Origin of the sequence: Vibrio sp. 661, assembly GCF_033339315.1 — a bacterium.
Classification (GTDB): Bacteria; Pseudomonadota; Gammaproteobacteria; order Enterobacterales; family Vibrionaceae; genus Vibrio; species Vibrio alginolyticus.
Window position 1 is genome coordinate 318212 of the sequence record NZ_JAWOUJ010000002.1, and the last position, 19411, is coordinate 337622.

The following is a 19411-nucleotide window of genomic DNA, read 5'->3' on the forward strand; positions in this document are numbered from 1 at the left end:
ACGAAAAAGCTTGTGGCTTCTGGTTATTTCGTTTTATGTGTTTAAGCGATGCTATTTATGTGCTGAGTACTTAAGTTGGGAATTTGATTTCAATGTGTTATCTATTTTCTGTTGAAATGGATAACAGCACTCATCTCATGCCCGCCAAATAGCATATCCAAAATGTTAATAACAAAATGATTTACTAAACCGTCAATATGACGGTTGTTTTAAATAATTCCAACAAAATGTTGGTTTCTTATGCAGTTAGAATCGGTATAGAATGAGAAAAATAAGGAAAGCTTGGTAACGGTATGGACAAGTTTGATCATAAGATTGTGGATCTGCTCAGGCACAACGCTCGGCTGTCGGTGACTGAAATTGCGGATAAAGTAAACCTTTCTCGTTCTGCGGTAACGGCCCGTATTCGTAAGCTAGAGCATGACAAAGTGATTCTAGGGTATCACGCTGAAATTGCGCCTTCGGGTGGGGATTCGATTTGCGCCTATTTTGCCTTAAAGTTCGATAAATCAACCTCTACGTATTATTGCGAATCATACGCGGACGAGTTATACAAAATTGATGGCGTAAAATGGTGTCATGCGATCAGCGGTGAGACGGACATGATGGTTTTTGTCGAAGTGCCTACGATGGCTCGCTTGAATGAAATCAGAGATCAAATTCAACGATATCCAGAGCTTCGAAACCTGATGACTCATACCGTCTTAGCTGAATTCTTTAACACGACTGGGAACCTGTTTGTGAAGTGACCATGAATGGATGCCATGTTGAAAACCCTTCTGAGCGAATATGTTAAACAACATTAATTTGAATCTACTTAGATCCTTGCATGTACTTTTAGAGGAGTGTCATGTCAGCCGGACCGCAGACCGTTTGCACATTACGCAGTCTGCCGTCAGTCGACAGCTTGCACAATTGCGCGATCTGTGTGGTGACCCACTGCTTATTCGTCAAGGTAATCAACTGATACCAACGCCACGAGCAATAGCGTTAAAATCAAAGCTTGATGCATTACTGGCTGAGTTTGACCATTTACTCGATGACCAACCTTTTGAGCCGCGGCAGTGGCAAGGTGAGCTTGTTATTGCTTCTAGTGACTACGTGGCGCAATACGTATTGCCCGATATTGCCTCTCACTTGGGTGAACAAGCGCCACAGTTAGATATGGCGTACCGACTGTGGCAACCCAACTTTCTTGATAAACTTCATGAGACGGGCATCCATATCGCGTCTTCTATGTATCCAGAAAAACCACAGAGTGTGTCGAGCGTTAAAATTGGTGAGGATTCATCAGTTTGTTTGATGAAATCTTCTCATCCGTTAGCAAAGCAGGACCAGATCAGTATTGAAGACTTGATTTCATATTCACACATCAAAGTGACTGGCGGCGGAGACAAAGATTCCTACACTGATTTAGCATTGAAAGAGCTAGGGCACACCCGCCACGTTACCTTTAAGGTTCCATTCTTCTCTGCTGCGATCAATCGCTTAGTTGCAAGTGAGCACCTGATGGTGGCTCCTGAACATATTGCCGTTAACCTCGCTAAGCATTGGGACTTAACCCATAAAGCATTACCACTCGAAACACCTATTCATCAATATTGGTTAATGTGGCACCCCAAATACGACACGGATCCTGCGCATAAATGGGTGCGAGAAGAGATTCGCTCAGTAATGCAAATCTCTGAATATTCCATTCGCTAATACGTACACCGTTTAGCCATGACTTGAAGTCATGATTAGTATGAATAACTTTGATTTCTAATTATACCTCTTCCGTTGATAGAGTGAGCGTCAAAGAGGGGAGATTCTTATGACACTAACAGTTTGGTTATCACTTTTTACCGTGTGTTTATTAGGGGCTATGTCACCAGGTCCCAGCTTAGCTATTGTCGCTAAGCACTCGTTGGCTGGTGGACGTATCAATGGATTAGCTACGGCTTGGGCTCATGCGTTTGGCATTGGTATATATGCGTTTATTACCTTGATTGGGCTCGCTGTTGTTTTGCAGCAAAGCCCGATGCTGTTCAAGACGATTAGCCTTGTGGGTGCGGCATATCTTGCGTATTTAGGGTTTAATGCTTTGCGTTCAAAAGGTGGTGTGGCTGCGAAGTTGGAGTCAGGTGAGGAAACAACGGTAATCCAGTCTGCGCGAGAAGGCTTTTTTATCTCGATTTTAAGTCCCAAAATTGCTTTGTTTTTTATCGCATTATTCAGTCAGTTTGTCGCGCTCGGTAATGATTTGAGTAATCAGATGATCATTGTTGCCACGCCGTTTGTTGTGGATGGGCTTTGGTACACCTTTATTACCCTAGTGCTATCGAGCTCTAAAGTCGTTGACAGAATTCGCTCTAAGGCAGTGTTGATTGATCGTTTGTCAGGAGTAGTACTCATGCTGCTGGCTCTTAGAGTGGTCGTAACGGTATAGACAAGCTCGCAAGACAGAAATACTAAAAGCAGCCCGTGTGGCTGCTTTTTTGTCTACTCTCAGTAACCCTTACACAATTTACGTAATTCTGACGCTAAATGTTGCTAAAATTAATATTATCAATAGTGTTACTTTGGTTCATATTCTCATTTGCTGTGAAAGCTACTTTCCAACGCATTGTTATAATGAGAACGATAGCCACTTAACGTTAATACTAACAGTGTCGCATATTAAGTCGAGAGTGCTTTATTGGATAAAAACGGACTTTCCTCTTACTTACCCTATGAAAGGGGTAGAGACTTCATGACCGTTTAGAAGGTGAGAGCAATATGCAAAGAATAGTAGATTTAGCTCCAGTAGTAATTTTGACCAGTGTTTGCAGCGTTGCCTGGATATTCTTTTCAACAAAGAGCATTTGGGTGTTTTTTGAACTGTTTGTATTTACGATGCTTGGCTTTGGCCTTTTGTACGGGTTACTAAAAAAGGCTGATCCTAAACACTTTGACTTTGTTTTAAATCACATCGATGAAATTAAGAAGGAAGGCAAAGATGCTTGCCTAAGCGGCGCTCCGAAAGAATCCAACCCATACTCTGGTGTCGATGGTGATTTATGGGAGGCTGGTTACACAGCCTCCTACAACAAAAAGATAAAGCAATAAACCGCTAGGTGCTTATTCAATATTGTGCTTTTCAAAAAAGCACCCTGCCATTTTAAGGACAGGGTGAAAGCAAGAAGTTTCTCAGGAGCGGTCGGGGGAGAGAAACTCATCTAAATCTTATTTACTTACCGGCGAACCTCTTCAAATTCACCTTCAATCGCATCTGCTTTACCTGTATTAAACTCATACTCTTCGTGCATTTCTCTCTGCATTTTCTTGACGCGCTTTTCAATACGTTTACCGGTAATTAATGCTGCGATGGTCAACGGAATCGCAATGATCAAGCTAAATACTAACGTAAAAAAGCCGGTAATCAGTGCTAGTGCAGTTACAATAATCCGATTCATAATCATGACCTCTCTGTAATTTATGTGCTCAGATTAATGCTGTGAACATGAACAAAACATGAATGCTGACGTTCACTTTGTCCGGAGAGTGTCAAATGAATGAAACGAAAAAACGCCTGAGGGTGATCAGGCGTATAAACGGGGAAAAATATTAGTAATGCGCATGGCGCTTATTATTTAGAACAAATATGAGATATTGTCCGCTACGCTATGTGGTTAACGTTGTGGAGCAAAGTTCACCTATCGAGGGAATGTTTGGTAACGAACACCCATCATTTGTTCCATACAGTGCACAACTTGGCAGCTGTAACCGAATTCGTTGTCGTACCAGATGTAAAGTACACAACGCTTGTCTTGTGCGATAGTCGCTTGACCATCTACGACGCCTGCATGACGAGAACCAACTAAGTCAGTTGATACAATTTCTGTTGAATCGGTGTAGTCAATCTGTGCCGAAAGCTCAGAGTTCAACGCCATTTCACGCAAGTAATCGTTCAATGAATCACGGTCTACGTTTTCACCTAAGTTTAGATTAGCGACTGCCATAGATACGTTTGGTGTCGGTACGCGAATCGCGTTGCCTGTTAGCTTGCCTGCAAGCTCTGGCAATGCTTTAGCAACTGCTTTTGCCGCACCTGTTGAAGTCAGAACCATGTTTAGTGAAGCACTACGTCCGCGACGGTCACCAGAGTGGAAGTTGTCGATCAAATTTTGGTCGTTTGTGTATGAGTGCACGGTTTCAATATGGCCAGAAAGAACACCATATTTATCGTTCAGAGCCTTAAGGACTGGCGTGATTGCATTTGTTGTACAGCTTGCCGCAGAGATGATGGTGTCATCTTCTTTAATTACCGACTCATTTACACCGAATACAACGTTTTTGATGTCACCTTTACCTGGTGCTGTTAGCAGTACTTTCTCTGCGCCTTGACACGCTAAGTGTTGGCTCAGGCCTTCAGAATCACGCCAAACACCTGTGTTATCAACAACTAGCGCGTTATTGATACCGAAAGCTGAGTAATCCACTTCGCTTGGGTTATTTGCGTAGATGATTTGGATGTAGTTGCCGTTAACGATCAGTGCTTTACGCTCTTCATCGATAACAATGCTACCGTTGAACTGACCGTGAACTGAGTCACGACGCAGCAAGCTAGCACGCTTCTCCAAATCGCCTTTTTTACCGCCACGAACCACAATCGCACGTAGTCTTAGTGGGTAACCTGGACCACTTTTCTCAATGAGAAGGCGAGTAAGTAGTCGACCAATGCGACCGAACCCGTAAAGAACCACATCACGCGCTTTCAATGAAGAATCTGCGTCGCGAGCGCCATCAAGTGCAGTGATAAGGAAATCGTTTAGAGAGCTTGTATCGTCATGTTCATTCCAGTACATAGTTGCCAATTGGCCAACATCGACACGGCATGAAGAAATGCTCATTTCACAAAGCGCTTGAATAATAGGCATCGTGTGCTCAAGCGAAAGTGGGTTACCGGTATAACGTCTTGCAACGCGATGAGTTTTGAGAATGTCTATAGTAGTAGCATTAATAAGCGTTTTACCAAACAGAACCACTTCGATTCCTTTTTGACGATATAGCTTACCAATTAGAGGGGAAATAGATTCAGCAATCGTTTGGCTAGTTTGCCAGTCTTGGAGATATTTCTCTGGACTCATTGTTGTATTAGACCTTTCACGTTTTGGGGGCTAACCATACTCTCTGCTGTTGCCTCTTCGGCAGCGTGCAAGAGTGTGGTGGGTTATGTAATCGGGTTGTAATAGTTATGTGTGCGGATTCTAAGGTCGGAGTCCTTATTCTGCTAGGAAAATTAAATCCAGTGTAAAACACTACTTAAGGGGACGTTAGTGGTGGATTAATGTGACTAAAGCAGTGGTTTTCACGTATTGACATTTAGAAAGTAACTTACTTTTTTTGCGATGATAACGTTTGCTTTCAAATTAGTTTTGTTGACAAAAATGGATATTTTGCATTTTTGTGTGATTTGCCTCGATAAGGCAACTCAATAGGTAAACATACAATAGATGATTTCCTGAAAAGTGAGGCGACTCTTAGTTGTGAGTGAAACTTTATTGTTTGCATCCAACTTTAAGATCAAAAAATATGACTTGAATCACAATTGCCACTTCATTAGCCGATGATAAAACACTCACAATAACCATAATCTAGGTAGGTGAATGTTGTTTGAAAGTAACAATGTCGTATATGCCTTTCAATGCGGGAAACTAGTCTAATATTAAATAAACGGATGAAATCAACCATTAGGCTGATGGATGTTGAGATTATCAATAAAAACACGCTTAGCACTCCTCGCACTATTACCCGCTGTGGTAATCGTGGTATTTGCAGTTCAGCAGTTTTCTGATAATGCGTTGCGCGTGAGCCGTCTCAATCAAACGGTTAGCAATATTCAAGGTTTCCAATTGATATCCAAGGCCTCCCACTTTATTTACTCCATAGAGAAAGTACGCCGACAGCCTGATCTTCAAGTCTCTGCAGCCATTAATATTGAAGAACAAGGTGAAGTTATTTCTTCTTTGCATCAAAAGTTTGTGAGTAACCCTAATACTGCTGAGTATGCTGATGAACTGAAAGAAGCCATGCTGGGGGTATTGTCAGGTAGATTGAGTGAGATGGACGACCTGGGTGATTGGGCATTTCAACAGCTCCAAAATATGTCGCGCTCTTTGTTGCAAAATCATCAATGGTATGGCAGTGACGACGGCATTCGCATGCAAAATTTTATTGCCTACCTTGCTCAGCTCTCTTTTTGGACACAGAAAGAAGCTTGGCTGACGAACCGTTTAGTCCAAGACCCTGAGAGTCGGCTAAGTCAAAGTATGTTTTATCAGGCGATTGACCGACAGCAGCAAAATTTGGATGCGTTTTTAAACTTAGGTGGGTCATACGAGCAAGTGGATAAATTGCTTGGCTTGTTTACTTCGCCGAGATATCAGAGAAACTTGGCGTCTCGCGGACAATTAATGTCAGGAGACATGTCACAAAGTGACTACGCCGCGTATTTAAAAGAACTCGATTTTCGTGTGCAGCGCTTACAAGTGCTCATTGATGGGTTCACCAAACAAACTGAGCAGTCGCTTCTCACGCAGGTTCATGAACAAAAGGCCAATATAGCGATGATCAGTTTTGGCGTCGCCTTAGTGGTTATCCTGCTTTGTTGGCTCGGATTTAGTACTTGGTTCCGAGTTAACAGCAAACTCGATGCGATCATTCATACTTTAAACGCGTTGATCAACTCCGAAGAGAAGCAAACAAAAGTCAAAGTTGATGGAAGTGATGAACTGACCATTTTTGCTCAGCAAGTGAATCGAGTGGTTGAAGAAATGCAGAGACAAACTGAAGAAATACTGCATGCAAAAGAGTCAGCAGTATCGGCTAATCGTGCAAAATCTGTGTTTCTTGCCAACATGTCACATGAAATACGCACGCCCCTTAACGGGATCATGGGCATGACAGAAATACTCTCTCAAAGTGAGTTGTCTTCGCATCAACAAGAAGTTGTTGATGACATTGACTCTTCATCTCAAACACTGCTTACTTTACTTAACGATATATTGGATCTCTCTAAAATCGAGTCTGGACGATTGGAGCTGTCACTAGTAGAAGCGGATATCCGAGAAGTCGTGTATCAGTCGATGATTTTATTCCAATCCAAAGCAACATCTAAACAGCTAAAGTTAGGTATTAATTTAGCTGAAAATATCCCCATTCGCGTGATGGTCGATGATCATCGTGTCAAACAGGTAGTTACGAATCTGGTATCGAATGCGGTTAAGTTTACCGAAGGTGGGCATGTATGCGTTGATGTTAGTTATGAGGAGTTACTTGAGAAAGAACGTGGAGTGCTGACGTTTAAAGTAGAAGATACCGGAATAGGCATTGATCAAGATAAGTTAACCACGATTTTTGAACCCTTTACTCAGGAAGATGAAGGAGTGTCGAGGCAATTTGGCGGCACAGGGTTGGGTTTGGCAATTTGTTGTCAGCTTGTGTCGATGATGGGGGGCAAGCTCGTAGCAACATCTACAAAAGGAGTGGGCACATGCTTTGAATTCTCGATTGAGGTTGAAGCAATTCCGGTGTTTGGCTGGCGTTCGGAGGTGATTAATAAAGGGCTTTTGATCTGCTCAAATTACGACTACGCCGACCAAATATTAAAAGAGTGTCGCTTAGCGAAAATCAATCTCTTTGGCGTTAATAATGTGAATGAAGTGCAAGCGATAAATGATGACTTTGATGTCATATTTCTGTGCCACAGTAACGACGCTAATACCGATGAAGTCTTGGATAATCTATCATTTAATTACGATCTTCGCCGTGTGATTATTTGCCAGCATCATTTATCCACTCCCTACGAAAATGCAGAAAAAGTACATGCCGTACTCACATTACCTTTCCTTGGCAATCGATTTAAGCATGTCATTGATGATTTAGCTAAGGTTGAAAAGACTATATCAAGTGACAATGTCACCAATAATGTTGTCAGCTCTGAATATCGAGCGTCGCGCTCTCATCGGAGGATCTTAATTGCGGAGGATAATTTGATGAACCAGAAAATAGCGAGTTTTTTTCTGGATAAAGCAGGTTATGACTATTTGATAACAAGCAACGGTCAAGAAGCGTTAGAAGCCATCACAAAGGGAGAAGAATTCGATGCAATTTTAATGGACTGCATGATGCCCGTGATGGATGGACTGACCGCGACGAAAGAAATTCGTCGTTGGGAAAAGAAAGCAGGACGTGAAAAAACGATGATTATCGCACTCACTGCGAGTGTTTTGGAAGAAGACATCCACAACTGTTTTGCGGCAGGCATGGATGCTTATTTACCTAAGCCGTATAAATCGAACCAGTTATTTGAGCTCTTTAGTGAATTAAAACTCGCCTAGCTAACATTTCAACTTAGACAAGGCCTCAAAACGATAAAGCCCCACTTCAGGGGCTTAGTTCTGATTATTCATTGTTGTGCGTTGGCTTGAGCGCCTGCGAGTTTGCGTATGGTTTGGCGATAGGTTAGGTATGCGGAAACACCAGCTAACAGGTTGCCGATACAAGCGCCTAAGAGTAAACCTCGGATTCCATCCATTTGAGCGCCAACCCACAAGCACGGTAGGAAAAAGACAAACAAGCGCAGCGCTGAAATAGTGAGCGCGGTGTAAGATTTGCCTAATGCATTACAAAGAGAAACCATTAGCATACAAACCCCTAATGAACCCAAACTGATCGGCACTATCAGTAAATGCATTTCCAAGACTTGCTCCACTTGCACATCACTTGTCATCAATAATGCGAGTGGATTTGCGACGGCAAATGTAATGGCAGCAATCAAAAGTTGGAAACCTAGAATGAATTTTACGGCAATACTGACGAGCCTTTGGATATCTTCATAGTTCTTTGCTCCAAGTAAGCGTCCAACCATTGGAGGCATAGACATTGTCAGCGCCAAGACCGAAACGATAGCAAAGAACTCATAGCGTGAACCAAGCGCCCAAGCGGCGACTGCTGCGGTTCCAAAGCTTGCCAATAATTTTGTTGCTAGCATGGAAGACAACGGTGGCAGCAGTTGGCTAATCATCGCAGGGCCCATAATGTTACCGATAGATGCAACACTTTTGGCTACGTTAAGATCTTGCCATTGTGTCGTTGCCCAGTGATTCTTTTTCACGCGAGGAGCGACGACTAAAATACCAAACCCAAAAGCGACGATGGTTGCTATTGCCGCTCCGTTAATACCCAAGTCAAACGTGAAAATAAATAGCGGGTCGAGCACAAGGTTCACGCCGCTGGTTATCATCATCATTGTGCCAGGTAACATTGTATTGCCATTAGCTCGGCAGATACTGTAATAAAAATACAAAACCGCACCAGTCCATGAGCTTAATAACCACCAAGGCCAGTAACTGTCGATTATCGGCATAACAGATTCTGGAGCGCTTAATAGAGCTAAAATGGGGTAGCGCAAAAGCCAAATTAGCCCGCCAAAAATAGCGACACCAATTGAGCCGATCATCAATACTAATCCGCCAAGTTGTTTGGCATACCGACTTTCATTCGCCCCAAGAGCTTTAGAAATGACCGCTGTCGTTGCGATCCCTAGACCGACTTGAATGCCGATAATGACCATTTGCAAAGGCAGAGTGAAACCTTGAGCGGCTAACGGTAAAACGCCGAGCTGACCGATAAACGCGCTATCCACAAGCTGAAAGCTCATTAAAGACAGAACGCCAAAAAGCATTGGCCAGGTCATCGTAAATAATTGTTTTGCAAGCGTTGGTTGTGTACTTGTCGTAGTTGAAGACATAGAAAGCTGAATGCGTTAGGAATAAGAGTTAGATTGATTGTACACGGCGGTTAGTTTAGAGACAAAAATAAACCCCGAGGAAGATATTCTTGCTCGGGGTTCGAAAATCTAGCTTACGCGTTTATTTTTTGCCGCTAGTTTGCTTGTCTTCTTCAGTCAGCTCACGAATGCGACGGCTGATGTCACGACGTGCTTTAGAGATCTCAGCGCTTTTAATGATGTGGTCATCAACACGATCTTCATAGTCTGCTTTCATATTTTTGATGATTGCGACGATTTCATCGTGAGTCATTTCTGGTTTGATGTAGTCTAGAAGGTTTTCTAGAAGATCAACACGTTTACGGTTATCACGAACTTTCTTCTCGTTATCAAGAAGCTCACGTTTTAGTTTGTTTTTACGACGAGCTTGGTTAACGATTTCAAATACGCTACTCATAGTTCTCTTTCCTAATTTTATGAATATCTTCCTCGATTAAAGCACAACATCCAGTGGCATAACAGTCTTTAGATCAATAGCAATGCAGAGTTGAACATTTCTCAACCAATTGCGCTGTGTCCATATAATCGTGCTGCTTTCTTCGAGTTTTGGCCAACATCGTAGAATCCATCGATTAATTGTCATAACGTGGCCTTCACTATATTATCAACACCATTGAATGCAAAATGATGAACTTGATATGGACTCTGGTAACACTGCGGAGCAAGTAAATAGTCAAGATAATGAGCAAGTCACTCGCTCTGTGGCTGAAAAGTTAAAAACGGCGTATATCAACGCCCGTGAGCAACTCGAAATCATCGAAGTTGAGCTTAATCGTTCAAAAATAATGATGGTCGACCAAGATGGCAATTTGACGAGAGTGCCGATTCTCTCGGAGCATTGATACCTGACCCTATTCGTAAGGGGTGTCAGGTCTTACGCTATGCTTTAGCCTGACACCAACACCTGAACCGCTAACGCTTCTTGCACTGCTGTGTGAATTTATGGAGTATGATTTCGAAGCGATTTAGGTACAAAGTCAAATGCAAAAATAATAAGGAAATGCATTATGAAAGTTGAGCTAACGGCAATTGAAGCACGAGTTATTGGTTGCTTGATCGAAAAAGAAGTCACTACCCCAGATCTTTACCCCCTCAGCCTAAACGCATTAACCAACGCGTGTAATCAAAAAAGCAACCGTGATCCCGTGATGTCACTCTCTGAGTCAGACGTTCTCGATGCCGTTGATGCTCTTATTGAGCGCAGGCTCGTCAGTGACGAAAGTGCGTTCAACAGCCGCGTCAGCAAGTATCAACACCGTTTCTGTAATACGGAATTTGGTGATTTAAAGCTGACAGAGCAGGAGAAAGGCATTGTATGCTGTATGCTTTTGCGCGGTGCTCAAACACCTGGGGAAATTCGTACTCGTACTAATCGTCTCGCGACATTTCATGATGTAAAAGAAGTGGAAACGGTCCTTGAGCATTTAGCAAGCGAAGAGAAAGGACCATTAGTGGTCAAATTACCACGTGAGGCTGGTAAGCGGGAGTCGCGTTATATGCATTTGTTCTGTGGTGATGTTGATGCGTCCGAACTTGCAGCGCCTGTGTCTGCTGCAAGATCGAGCTCCGATCGAGTAAGTCAGCTAGAGCTCGAAGTCGCTCAGCTGAAAGAAGAGCTGGATGAATTAAAAGCTAAGGTTGAGTCACTGCTTTCATGATGGAAAATACAACGCAGCGTTGGAGTGTCTACCTGATACGAAATAACCGCAACGCGTTGTATTGTGGTGTTACCAATGATGTTGAACGAAGATTCAATCAGCACCAAACCGGAAAAGGAGCGAAAGCTTTGAAGGGAAAAGGCCCTTTGATATTGGAATGGTCATCGGATTTTGAGTCAAAGACGCTTGCCATGCGAGCAGAGTACTATATTAAGCAACTAACTAAAGCGAAAAAAGAGCTGCTCGTTATGTCAAAAGCAAATATTGTCGTCGACGAACATCAACAAATGATGTTAGAGATAGTGGCACTCTGATAAGCCCTTGCTACGCAAAGATACACGGAAACCGCCTATGTCACATTGGCGGTTTCTTTTTGTTTTTGGAGTACCATGTAGGAATAAACTGACGCATAATGGGCTGGTGTTCTGTTTAAAGGGCCTGAATATGAAAAGCGCGAAATGTCTTTGCGTCATCGAGACAAAGGAAGCGACTCAATGTACTTTCATTTGCATCCACTCAGACCAAGAACTAATTTACTATTGAAACAGGCACTAAGAGGAAGGTAGATTACAAGAGTATAGGATGACTCGGCTAGGTAATGAATAGAGCTGAATTAGGCTCATAAAAAAGCTAAAAGAGCAGTAGATGAAAAAAGCGTTAGTATTCTCCCTGATTTCAATGGCCGCTTTTGCGCCGAATGTGCAGGCCACCCAAGTTCTTAATGGGTATTGGGCATATCAAGAGTTTTTAGACCAGTTTCCACAACAGAAGCAGCTAACTAGTGCGTTGGCTGAAGTGGTAAGAGAAACCCCTGTACCCGTAGCAAAAGACAAGAAGCGTCCACTGAAAATTTCTGTTGTTTATCCAGGGCAGCAGATCTCTGATTATTGGATTCGAAACATCGACGCGTTTGAAAAACGCCTAGATAAGCTTGATATCGACTATCAGCTAAATCAAGTGTTTACTCGTCCTAATGCAGATATAAAGCAGCAAAGTTTGTCTTTAATGGAGGCGCTGAAAAGCAACTCCGATTACTTGATCTTTACTCTAGATACCACAAGACATCGTAAGTTTGTTGAGCATGTCTTAGATTCAAAGAAAACCAAGTTAATTTTACAAAATATCACCACACCTGTCAGGGATTGGGAACATCATCAGCCGTTTCTTTATGTTGGTTTCGACCACGCAGAAGGAAGTCGTGAGTTGGCCGTTGAGTTTGGCAAGCGTTTCCCTAAACATAGCCACTATAGTGTTCTCTATTTCTCGGAGGGCTACATTAGTGACATCAGAGGCAACACTTTTATCAACCAAGTGAACCGCGATAACCAGTTTGAACTACAATCTGCTTACTACACCAAAGCAACAAAGCAATCTGGGTATGAAGCTGCAAAAGCCAGTTTGGAGAAGTATCCGGACGTTGATTTCATTTACGCGTGTTCTACCGATGTAGCATTAGGTGCTGTTGACGCTCTTAAAGAGTTAGGTCGTGACGATGTCATGATCAATGGTTGGGGCGGCGGTTCAGCAGAGTTAGAGGCGCTTTCTAAAGGGGAGTTAGACGTTACCGTTATGCGTATGAACGATGATACAGGTATTGCAATGGCTGAGGCCATTAAGTGGGATCTAGAAGGAAAGCCAGTTCCCACCGTTTACTCTGGTGATTTTGAAGTCGTTACCAAATCGGACTCTCCAGAAAGAATTGAAGCATTAAGAAAACGTGCATTTAGATACTCAGATAATTGATGACAACTACATCAAAAACAAGAAAGCGTCGCTCACTGTCGACGCTTATTACCAAAATAATTATTCTCGTACTTGCTCCGATCATTCTAGGCATCTTTGTTCAGAGTTATTACTTCTCGAAGCAGATTATTTGGCAGGAAGTCGACCGAACCAAGCAGCAGACCTCTGCCCTGATCCTGAACATTTTTGATAGCCATTTTGCAGCGATTCAGATTCATCACAACAGCAATTCGAAAAGTGATGTTGTATTGGATTTTTATACAGAACGTGATGAAGAGGCACTCAATTACTTTTTCATGAGTATTGACCAGAGTGATCCTTCCCATACACCGGAGTTTCGTTTCCTAACCGATCATCAAGGTATTATTTGGGACGATGGCAACGCGCATTTCTATGGCATCAACAACCTGATACTTAGCCGACTTGCCAGTCAGGTGACCTTTAGCAACAACTGGTATTATCTACCCTCACAGACCCCGATGGGAACTCGCCATCTGTTACTTCGTCGCGTACCCGTTTTACAACCTAAAACCGGTGAAGTGATGGGGTACTCTTACAATGTTGTTGTTTTAGATAATAACTTTGGGTTGATGGAAAGGTTAAAAAATGAAGGCAACGTCGACAATGTTGTGTTGGTCGCTAACAACACACCATTGGCAAGCTCATTAGTAGGAGATGAGGCTTATCAAATATTTGACGTACTCAAACGACGAGAGTCCCAGCACAAGCTTGACCAATTATTGATCATCAAAACCCCTATTGAGGTAAATGCCGCCGAGACTGACTTGTGCTTGCTTACTGTGCAAGACAATCAGAGCGTGGTGACATTGCAAATCCAACACCTGCTAGCAATGCTAGCCTCAGTTATCGGTATGGTCATGATTGCGCTAATGACTAAAGAATGGATCGAGAATCGAGTAGTTGAAGAGTTAGGATCCCTGATGGCATATACCCGCTCGGCTCGTGAAGAAAAAGGATTTGAGCGTTTTGAGGGGTCAGATATTGAGGAATTCGATCATATTGGTTCGACACTAGAAAACACTTTTGAAGAGCTTGAAGCACAAAAGCGCTCTTTCCGCGACCTGTTTAACTTTGCGTTATCACCTATTATGGTGTGGTCTGAATCGGGTGTACTTGTCCAAATCAATCCGGCAGCACGCAAAGAGTTAGTCATGGAAAACGATGTTGAAACCATGCACCCAGTGTTCAAAGGTTTCAAAGAAAAGTTGATGCCACACCTTCGCATGGCGGCTCAGGGAGCTACGTTGACAGGCGTTAATGTGCCAATTGGAGACAAAGTATATCGCTGGAACTTATCGCCGATTCGAGTTGATGGAGATATTAGCGGTATTATTGTTCAAGGTCAGGATATTACCACGCTAATTGAGGCGGAAAAACAGAGTAACTTGGCGCGCAAAGAAGCAGAAAAATCTGCTCAAGCCCGTGCCGACTTTCTGGCTAAAATGAGCCATGAGATCCGAACGCCAATCAATGGAATTTTAGGGGTTGCTCAATTGCTAAAAGACTCTGTGGAAACAGAAGAGCAGAATAACCAAATTGACGTACTTCGACATAGTGGTGAGCACTTACTTGCTGTTTTGAATGATATTTTGGACTTTTCGAAGATTGAGCAGGGTAAGTTTAATATCCAAAAGCACCCGTTTTCTTTCACTGATACAATTCGAACGTTAGAAAACATTTATCGTCCTATTTGTGAAAGTAAAGGCGTCAACCTTGTCATTGAAAACAAAATAGATCCCAATGTTGAAATCTTTACTGACCAAGTTCGTCTGAACCAAATTTTATTCAACCTAGTCAGTAACTCAGTAAAGTTTACGCCCTCGGGTAGCGTGCGCTTGCATGCTGAACTTGAGCAGTTCTATGGCGCTGACAATAGTGTGCTGGTCGTGGAAATTACGGATACAGGTATCGGCATCGAGTCTGACAAACTCGACCAAATGTTCGAACCTTTTGTTCAAGAAGAAGCAACAACGACTCGAGAATACGGCGGCAGTGGCTTAGGGCTGACCATTGTGAAGAGCCTCGTCGACATGCTGGAAGGTGATGTTCAAGTCCGCAGTCAGAAAGGCTTAGGAACGACTTTTGTCATTACAATGCCAGTGAAAGATCGTGAGCGAGTACTCACCCCTCTTGATTCGAGTTTGCGAGTTAAGCCAGGTGAACTATTTGCAGAGAGTCTCAAAGTGTTGTTGGTAGAGGATAACCATACTAACGCATTCATTCTAAAAGCGTTTTGTAACAAGTACAAAATGCAGGTTGATTGGGCGAAAGATGGGTTAGAAGCAATGGAATTCTTAAAAGATCATACTTACGATTTGATACTGATGGACAACCAACTTCCGCATCTTGGTGGAATTGAAACGACCAAAGAGATCCGACAAAAGCTAAAACTAGGCACGCCAATTTATGCGTGTACTGCTGACACCGCGAAAGAAACCAGTGACGCCTTTATGGAATCGGGTGCGAATTACGTGCTTCTCAAGCCGATTAAAGAAAATGCGCTCCATGAAGCATTTGTGGATTTTAAGCAGCGGTTCTTAGTTGAGCGAACATAAGGAATTGGCTCACTACGAGATAACCCAATTATTCATTATCTGAAAAGCACAACACCATGACAGTGGGTTGTGCTTTTTTGTATCTGACCCTTTTACTCTTATACAAATCAGACTTTATTGGTCTCGACGTTTGTTGTGTACATCGCTGCATTTCAAGTTCAAACATAGTGTTGTGTTACTTAGATTTCTGCCCCTTCACTGACACACCCAACGTGATTTCAATCACAAAAAGATATTTACTTAGCGTGCTAACTATTTTATATTACTTAGCACGCTAAGTAATTGAGTAGATCTTATGATTCAAGACATCAACAGTTTGCGAGACCTTTCTCTGGCTGAAAAATTATCTCGTGTTGCTCGTTTGTGGAAAATGGTTGCAGATCGCGAGTTAGAGCCTTTAAACCTAACGTATCCGCGTTGGACTGCGTTATGGAAGCTTTATCGAATGGGTGACAACATCAGTCAGAAGCATTTGGCTGAAGCGCTTGAGATCGAGTTAGCGTCGTTGATGCGAACATTAAAATTATTAGAAGAGCAATCTCTGATCGTTCGCCATTGCTGTGAACACGATAAGCGAGCACGTATTGTTAGCCTCACAGAAGAGGGGAAAACCCTACTAAAGCAAATGGAGGCTCGAATTCTTCAAGTTCGAAGCAAGCTCCTAACGGACATCAACGACCAGGAGCTTCAGCAGCTTTCATTGATTCTTGATCAGATTGCTCACAATGCGCTTGATTCACTTAGCGAATAAGTCAGAAAACCGAATAAAAAGAGAAGTAAACGCCTATGACTCCAGATCAAAAATTCGCACGTTGGATCAAATATTCTTGCGTCGCGTTTGTCCTTGTCTTTGCCTATTTTCTAGTTGCAGATCTCGCCATGCCGTTGACGCCTCAGGCAATGGCAACGCGTGTGGTAACTAAAGTGGCCCCCCGTGTGAGTGGGCAGATTACGCATCTTTATGTTGCCAACAACCAAGAAATAAGCCAAGGCGATCTACTATTTCAGATTGATCCCCAGCCTTATCAGCTCGCCGTAGAAAAGGCTCAACTTAACCTTGAGCGTGTGATTCAAAACAACGAACAACTTGATGCTTCTATTGGTGCGGCAAAAGCAGACGTTGAAGCGAGCAAAATCGTGGCGGAACAAAAAGTTCGCGAAGCAAAACGTCTTAATACTCTGTTTCACCGTAATGGTACTTCGCAACAGCAGCGCGATGACGCACAGAGCAGTGCAACGGCAGCTAAAGCGAACTTACTGGCCGCACGTGCTCGTTTAAAAGAGTTGGAAGTAAACCGCGGTGATTTAGGCGCAACGAATGTGAATATCCGCGTGGCGCAAAACCAGCTAAAACAAGCGGAACTTAATCTGTCTTACACTCAAGTCTCGGCGGAACATGATGGCGTTGTCGCTAACTTGCAGCTGGAGACGGGGGCCTATGCGGCAGCTGGTACACCTCTTGTCGCTTTAGTCTCCGATGACGTGGATATCATTGCCGACTTTCGTGAAAAGAGTTTACGACACTTTAATCAGAACAGCCGTGCGTTAGTGGCTTTTGATAGCTTACCTGGTGATGTATTTGAAGCTCGTATTACGAGTGTGGATGCCGGGGTCAGCTCGGGTCAATTCGATGCGGATGGTCGCTTAGCAACACCAACTGACTCAAACCGTTGGGTGAGAGACGCGCAGCGCTTACGTTTACATTTAGCTATCGATGAACCTCAGCAGCGCGCATTTCCAGCAGGGGCACGAGCAACCGTGCAGTTGTTGCCAGAAAACTCATTATCTGGTTGGTTAGCGAGGTGCCAGATCCAATTCTTGAGTCTTCTTCATTATATTTATTAACGAGGAGGCGATATGAAGTTATGGGACCACCCCATGTCGGAAAACGACTTCCGTCAGTGTTTGCGCATTGCAACTGGTGCGACCATTGGTTTCACTTTATGTAAAGTATTTGGTTGGAACTATGGCGTATTCTTTACTGTAACCCCGATGCTGTTACTTGGAATGGTGCCAGTCATGAGTCTACATGCCGCACGACAACTGATTTTTTCAGCGGTTGTGTGTGGATTAGAAGTTGGTGTGCTTGGTGGGTTATTTGGTGGGCACCCAGGCATGATGACAATCATTGCATTCGGGTTGTTCCTGTATAAATTCGCCTGTATGTCAAAAGGGAGCTTATTCTTATTTGGAGCGAACAGCGTACTGAACTTAAGCATCATGCTGCACTTTGCGAGTTATCCAACCACTGACTTAAATGACCTAATCTTTAGCAATCTGCAAGCGAATGTTATTTCAGTGATCGTTGCTTATGTGGTGACATTTTTGATTCCCGATGCGGAACCTCGTCAGCCACCAGCGAAACCGTCGCAGCCTAAACAGAGTCATCGCATGCGTCATGAAGCCCTTATGGGGGCGAGTATCGCTACAATGTCTTTCCTTGTATTCCAGCTATTTGACCTCAGTGACTCTATGTCTGCTCAGGCGACAACCTTACTTTTATTGTTTCCTATGCATTGGAACGGTGCTTTAGGGTATGCGCGAAAAAGAGCAATGGGAACCTTGATGGGGGTGACCTTTGGTATTGTAGGACAACTTGTATTATACGATTGGTCGGATACCTTATTGTTTATCGTCCCATTGCTTTGGATTGGTGCGATGATGTTCAGTTATATGCACGTGAAAGAGTCTAGCGGTTCGGGAGCCGGATTTGGCGGTTTAACCACATTAGGCATTTTGTTCGGCCAATATCTTACTCCGGATGGTGACTTAATGTTCAGTGCGCTGTATCGCGTGAGCAGTATTTTGTTTGCTATTGTTGCGACGCTGCTTGTGACCTATACGGTTCACAGAATACTCAACAGCTTTGAGGCGACGCGCTTTAGCGAGCAGTAAGTTCAGACGTTACTGGTTAGAAAGGATTGCTCCAGTAACTCTGTTTTTAGTTCGTGAGTCATCTCAATGGAACTAGCAAACTTAATTCCAACTACCCATCCCTTCACCAATTTCTTAATGTTGGCAATGACACATCGATTTTCTTCTCCGATATAGTGGCTTAACGGGCATTCGATGGTAACACTCTCACCCACGTTGAATTCGGGCTCAATCAAGGTTGATATACCAACACCTGCTAGAGAGAAATCGATAAGGCTACCGTCGTAGACATTCCCTGCATGAATAACGTTACAGTCCATTTGCAACTTGTAACGCTCATGTTCCCGAACTGGTTTGGTTGCAAATGTTCCTGGAATGCGGATAAACAAAAGGGGGGATGGTCGAACGGTCGTCGTCAGCACGCTGGACTTAAACGCAATGACATGGCCTAACTCCGTATCTGATACACCACGCACGATGACATCGGCGTTGGGGAGTTTTCTCATCACTTGCTCTTCAAGCAAACGCATTGGTATATCAAGAATCAAATAAGCATTTTCTTTCATCCCCAGATAGGTGGTGGAATACGTATATTGATCCTTAGGCCCAAATTCGAAATTAGTAGAAAGCTTCATTCCCGGTTTGAGAAACCTATGCAGTTCATCTTTAGTATGAGTGGCTGGCATCACATTGGCGTTTTAATTTTTTAGTTAAGCTGAGGCTATCAAAACGCCATTTTGTTATTCAAG

The 19411-nt window shown here is 43.2% G+C and carries 18 protein-coding genes; 13 read left to right on the forward strand and 5 right to left on the reverse strand.

Annotated features, from left to right (window positions below):
* Positions 1-293: 293 nt before the first annotated feature.
* From R7P69_RS05740 to R7P69_RS05755, 4 genes are all read left to right on the forward strand, one after another.
* The gene (locus R7P69_RS05740) at positions 294-749 is read left to right on the forward strand and encodes an Lrp/AsnC family transcriptional regulator (RefSeq protein WP_005373615.1); all 456 of its coding nucleotides are present in this window, start codon (positions 294-296) and stop codon (positions 747-749) included.
* Positions 750-789: 40 nt separating this feature from the next.
* A complete protein-coding gene (locus R7P69_RS05745) occupies positions 790-1704 on the forward strand; it encodes a LysR family transcriptional regulator (protein ID WP_017819875.1) in 915 nt (304 codons plus the stop codon).
* A 109-nt stretch (positions 1705-1813) separates the two neighbouring features.
* Complete coding sequence (locus R7P69_RS05750; RefSeq protein ID WP_005373611.1) at positions 1814-2428, forward strand: LysE family translocator; 615 nt, start codon at positions 1814-1816, stop codon at positions 2426-2428.
* 329 nt (positions 2429-2757) lie between these two features.
* A complete protein-coding gene (locus R7P69_RS05755; protein WP_238952741.1) occupies positions 2758-3087 on the forward strand; it encodes a hypothetical protein in 330 nt (109 codons plus the stop codon).
* A gap of 125 nt (positions 3088-3212) precedes the next feature.
* Here the strand turns inward: R7P69_RS05755 and R7P69_RS05760 are convergent, their stop codons facing one another.
* Together R7P69_RS05760 and R7P69_RS05765 are read right to left on the reverse strand one after the other, a co-directional pair.
* Positions 3213-3434, reverse strand: a complete 222-nt coding sequence (locus R7P69_RS05760; protein WP_005373607.1) for a hypothetical protein — start codon at positions 3432-3434, stop codon at positions 3213-3215.
* A 240-nt stretch (positions 3435-3674) separates the two neighbouring features.
* Complete coding sequence (locus tag R7P69_RS05765; RefSeq protein WP_130546377.1) at positions 3675-5108, reverse strand: glyceraldehyde-3-phosphate dehydrogenase; 1434 nt, start codon at positions 5106-5108, stop codon at positions 3675-3677.
* Positions 5109-5723: 615 nt separating this feature from the next.
* Between R7P69_RS05765 and R7P69_RS05770 the strand changes: the two genes are divergently transcribed.
* On the forward strand, positions 5724-8360 hold the full coding sequence (locus R7P69_RS05770; protein ID WP_238952740.1) for an ATP-binding protein: 2637 nt from the start codon (positions 5724-5726) through the stop codon (positions 8358-8360).
* A gap of 68 nt (positions 8361-8428) precedes the next feature.
* Here R7P69_RS05770 and R7P69_RS05775 read toward each other — a convergent pair whose 3' ends face one another.
* Both R7P69_RS05775 and R7P69_RS05780 read right to left on the reverse strand, forming a co-directional pair.
* Positions 8429-9772: an MATE family efflux transporter gene (locus R7P69_RS05775; RefSeq protein ID WP_025767935.1), complete on the reverse strand. Its 1344-nt coding sequence runs from the start codon at positions 9770-9772 to the stop codon at positions 8429-8431.
* Positions 9773-9893: 121 nt separating this feature from the next.
* Entirely contained in the window at positions 9894-10208 is a 315-nt protein-coding gene (locus R7P69_RS05780) for a DUF496 family protein (protein WP_005373603.1), read from the reverse strand.
* Between the two features lie 220 nt (positions 10209-10428).
* Between R7P69_RS05780 and R7P69_RS05785 the strand changes: the two genes are divergently transcribed.
* The 8 genes from R7P69_RS05785 to R7P69_RS05820 all read left to right on the forward strand — a co-directional run bounded on the left by R7P69_RS05785 (position 10429) and on the right by R7P69_RS05820 (position 18683).
* Positions 10429-10653 (forward strand): hypothetical protein, encoded by a 225-nt coding sequence (locus R7P69_RS05785; RefSeq protein WP_005385630.1) that lies wholly within the window; start codon positions 10429-10431, stop codon positions 10651-10653.
* 165 nt (positions 10654-10818) lie between these two features.
* Positions 10819-11469 carry a YceH family protein gene (locus R7P69_RS05790; RefSeq protein ID WP_053349266.1) on the forward strand — a complete coding sequence of 217 codons (651 nt, stop codon included), beginning with the start codon at positions 10819-10821 and terminating at the stop codon, positions 11467-11469.
* Complete coding sequence (locus R7P69_RS05795; protein ID WP_053349265.1) at positions 11466-11783, forward strand: GIY-YIG nuclease family protein; 318 nt, start codon at positions 11466-11468, stop codon at positions 11781-11783. The genes R7P69_RS05790 and R7P69_RS05795 overlap by 4 nt, the downstream gene beginning before the upstream one ends.
* 331 nt (positions 11784-12114) lie before the next feature.
* Positions 12115-13212, forward strand: coding sequence for an autoinducer 2-binding periplasmic protein LuxP (locus tag R7P69_RS05800; protein WP_005385634.1), 1098 nt, complete (start codon positions 12115-12117; stop codon positions 13210-13212).
* Positions 13212-15788, forward strand: a complete 2577-nt coding sequence (gene luxQ, locus R7P69_RS05805; protein ID WP_017635176.1) for a quorum-sensing autoinducer 2 sensor kinase/phosphatase LuxQ — start codon at positions 13212-13214, stop codon at positions 15786-15788. Before R7P69_RS05800 ends, luxQ begins: the two co-directional genes overlap by 1 nt.
* A gap of 295 nt (positions 15789-16083) precedes the next feature.
* Positions 16084-16539, forward strand: a complete 456-nt coding sequence (slyA, locus tag R7P69_RS05810) for a transcriptional regulator SlyA (RefSeq protein WP_017635177.1) — start codon at positions 16084-16086, stop codon at positions 16537-16539.
* Positions 16540-16574: 35 nt separating this feature from the next.
* Positions 16575-17633, forward strand: coding sequence for an HlyD family secretion protein (locus R7P69_RS05815; protein WP_238952738.1), 1059 nt, complete (start codon positions 16575-16577; stop codon positions 17631-17633).
* A gap of 12 nt (positions 17634-17645) precedes the next feature.
* Positions 17646-18683, forward strand: a complete 1038-nt coding sequence (locus R7P69_RS05820; protein WP_318121480.1) for a DUF2955 domain-containing protein — start codon at positions 17646-17648, stop codon at positions 18681-18683.
* A 2-nt stretch (positions 18684-18685) separates the two neighbouring features.
* Here the strand turns inward: R7P69_RS05820 and R7P69_RS05825 are convergent, their stop codons facing one another.
* Positions 18686-19348, reverse strand: a complete 663-nt coding sequence (locus R7P69_RS05825; protein WP_005373585.1) for a flagellar brake protein — start codon at positions 19346-19348, stop codon at positions 18686-18688.
* Positions 19349-19411 lie beyond the last annotated feature (63 nt).

Coding starts and splice junctions, on each gene's coding strand:
- R7P69_RS05760 (WP_005373607.1), bottom strand. CDS start 3,434: ATGAATCGGATTATTGTAACTGCACTAGCACTGATTACCGGCTTTTTT.
- R7P69_RS05790 (WP_053349266.1), top strand. CDS start 10,819: ATGAAAGTTGAGCTAACGGCAATTGAAGCACGAGTTATTGGTTGCTTG.
- R7P69_RS05745 (WP_017819875.1), top strand. CDS start 790: ATGTTAAACAACATTAATTTGAATCTACTTAGATCCTTGCATGTACTT.
- R7P69_RS05770 (WP_238952740.1), top strand. CDS start 5,724: ATGTTGAGATTATCAATAAAAACACGCTTAGCACTCCTCGCACTATTA.
- R7P69_RS05795 (WP_053349265.1), top strand. CDS start 11,466: ATGATGGAAAATACAACGCAGCGTTGGAGTGTCTACCTGATACGAAAT.
- luxQ (WP_017635176.1), top strand. CDS start 13,212: ATGACAACTACATCAAAAACAAGAAAGCGTCGCTCACTGTCGACGCTT.
- R7P69_RS05780 (WP_005373603.1), bottom strand. CDS start 10,208: ATGAGTAGCGTATTTGAAATCGTTAACCAAGCTCGTCGTAAAAACAAA.
- R7P69_RS05825 (WP_005373585.1), bottom strand. CDS start 19,348: ATGCCAGCCACTCATACTAAAGATGAACTGCATAGGTTTCTCAAACCG.
- R7P69_RS05775 (WP_025767935.1), bottom strand. CDS start 9,772: ATGTCTTCAACTACGACAAGTACACAACCAACGCTTGCAAAACAATTA.
- R7P69_RS05820 (WP_318121480.1), top strand. CDS start 17,646: ATGAAGTTATGGGACCACCCCATGTCGGAAAACGACTTCCGTCAGTGT.
- R7P69_RS05800 (WP_005385634.1), top strand. CDS start 12,115: ATGAAAAAAGCGTTAGTATTCTCCCTGATTTCAATGGCCGCTTTTGCG.
- R7P69_RS05815 (WP_238952738.1), top strand. CDS start 16,575: ATGACTCCAGATCAAAAATTCGCACGTTGGATCAAATATTCTTGCGTC.
- slyA (WP_017635177.1), top strand. CDS start 16,084: ATGATTCAAGACATCAACAGTTTGCGAGACCTTTCTCTGGCTGAAAAA.
- R7P69_RS05785 (WP_005385630.1), top strand. CDS start 10,429: ATGCAAAATGATGAACTTGATATGGACTCTGGTAACACTGCGGAGCAA.
- R7P69_RS05740 (WP_005373615.1), top strand. CDS start 294: ATGGACAAGTTTGATCATAAGATTGTGGATCTGCTCAGGCACAACGCT.
- R7P69_RS05765 (WP_130546377.1), bottom strand. CDS start 5,108: ATGAGTCCAGAGAAATATCTCCAAGACTGGCAAACTAGCCAAACGATT.
- R7P69_RS05755 (WP_238952741.1), top strand. CDS start 2,758: ATGCAAAGAATAGTAGATTTAGCTCCAGTAGTAATTTTGACCAGTGTT.
- R7P69_RS05750 (WP_005373611.1), top strand. CDS start 1,814: ATGACACTAACAGTTTGGTTATCACTTTTTACCGTGTGTTTATTAGGG.